General features: G+C 44.2%; 2 protein-coding genes. One reads left to right on the forward strand and one right to left on the reverse strand.

Translation table 11 applies throughout. The annotated features are described in order from the left end of the window. Positions 1-1,616: M3 family metallopeptidase (locus A3738_RS15975; RefSeq protein ID WP_068763722.1), on the reverse strand; the 1,616-nt coding region annotated here is incomplete at its 3' end. 103 nt (positions 1,617-1,719) lie between these two features. Here A3738_RS15975 and A3738_RS15980 point away from each other — a divergent pair. Further along, positions 1,720-1,910: gamma carbonic anhydrase family protein (locus A3738_RS15980; RefSeq protein WP_369819814.1), on the forward strand; the 191-nt coding region annotated here is incomplete at its 3' end.

Below are 1,910 nucleotides of genomic sequence, written 5' to 3' on the forward strand. Positions count from 1 at the left end.
ATAAAGCTCTTGGCTTTCATCATCTTTTCAATCAATGCGTCAGGCAAGCTCTCCTTGTCATCGACATGTGACGACAAAAACTCGAGCGCTTCGGGCTGCCAGCACCAGTTTTCCAGAAATTGACTCGGCAACTCAACAGCGTCCCAAGGCACACCAGCGATCCCAGAAATCTCAGGATAAGAAATCTTAGTCAAGCAATGGTGCATTGCATGACCGCATTCATGGAATAAGGTTACGACGTCGGAATGTGTCAGCAAACTTGGCTTTCCGTCACTCGGCGCAGCAAAATTACAGACCAAATACGCAACAGGTAATAAAGGCTCTTCTTTGTCGAACTCTGTCAATTTATGACATGTACCTACCCATGCGCCGCCACGTTTTCCATCACGCGAATACAAATCCATGTAGATATACGCCAAGGCTTGACCATTTTGCAAAACTTTAAAACAGCGCGCATCGGGGACTGGCGTACTTACCCCTTCTTGCTCTTCAAGCTCAACACCGAAAACGCGCTTTAGTACTTCAAACAAGCCACTTAAAACCGTTGGCAAAGGGAAATATTGGCGTAGTAATTCCTGATCGACATCAAATCGTTCCTTACGCAAGGTCTCCGTCACAAACGGTACATCCCATGCAGCTAGCTCAGCCAATCCGAATTTCTGTTTTGCATAAGCTGTCAGCTCAACAAACTCCTTCTCCGCAAGAGGCTTAGCTTTCTCATGAAGATCGTATAAAAAATCGAGGACCTGCTGCGGCGATTCAGCCATCTTCGTTTGCACCGATAAGTCTGCATACGAAGCCAAATCTAATAATTCAGATTTACGTAAACGTGCATCCATAATGTCACGCATTAGTTCTTCATTCGCGTGAGAGAGATCATGCGGCCCTTGATTTGAAGCTCTGGTAATAAACGCTTCATACAAAACTTTTCTGAGATCTCTATCCTCGCAATACTGCATCACGGGCAAATAAAGAGTGAGATCCAAACCCAAGAGGTAACCAGTTTCATAGCCCTTATCTCTAGCTCTTTCTTCTAAACGAGAAATGACTGATGAAGGCACACCTGCTAATCGCTCTGCATCAACGATATGTAATGACCACGCTTGCGATGAATCGAGTACATTTTCAGAAAAACGATTACTAAGGCCTACAAGTTTCTGATTAAGTGCTTTGAATTCAGCTTTGGCATCATCTTCTAATGCAACACCACTCAAGCGAAAGCTACGCAACTTATTTTCTAAGACTTTTTTCTGAGAGGCATTAAGACCACTTTGTTCTGAGACAGCAAGATAACGAGAGTACAATTCTTTGTTCTGGGCAACAGCGGAATAAAAAGCACTCAATTCCTCTGACAGCGTTTTATAAACCGCACGCAATTCTTCGCTATCGGCGACCGCTTTTAGATGCGAAGCGATCGACCAAACGTGATCAATCTTGCGACTCAAATCACTGAGCGGAGCGACCGTTTCATCCCAACTAGATTCTTGTTGAGCACATACTTTCTCAAGCAGATTATTGAATTGTGACATTAACGCTTCTAATGCGGGGCGGAAATCTGAAACGGAATACGTTTCAAAAGCTGGAAGCTGTTGTTCCTGCAAAAGGGCTGTAGACATTCAGGTCGGCCTAGAACAATATTGACGGAATGATGAGAAGAGCAATTGAAACATAATCGCAACAATCTTCTCTGTAACAATTCACAAAGTATAGAAGAAAGCCATGAAATCAGTCCGTAGTTATGTAGAACACTCCCCCAAGCTTGGCAATGATGTATTTGTCGACCCTAGTGCACTTGTACTTGGAGATGTTCACCTCGGTGATGATTGCTCGGTATGGCCTATGGCTGTGATTAGAGGAGATATGCATCGTATTCGAATAGGCGCTCGAACCAGTGTGCAAGATGGCTCTGT

The organism is Oleiphilus sp. HI0066 (genome assembly GCF_001635725.1).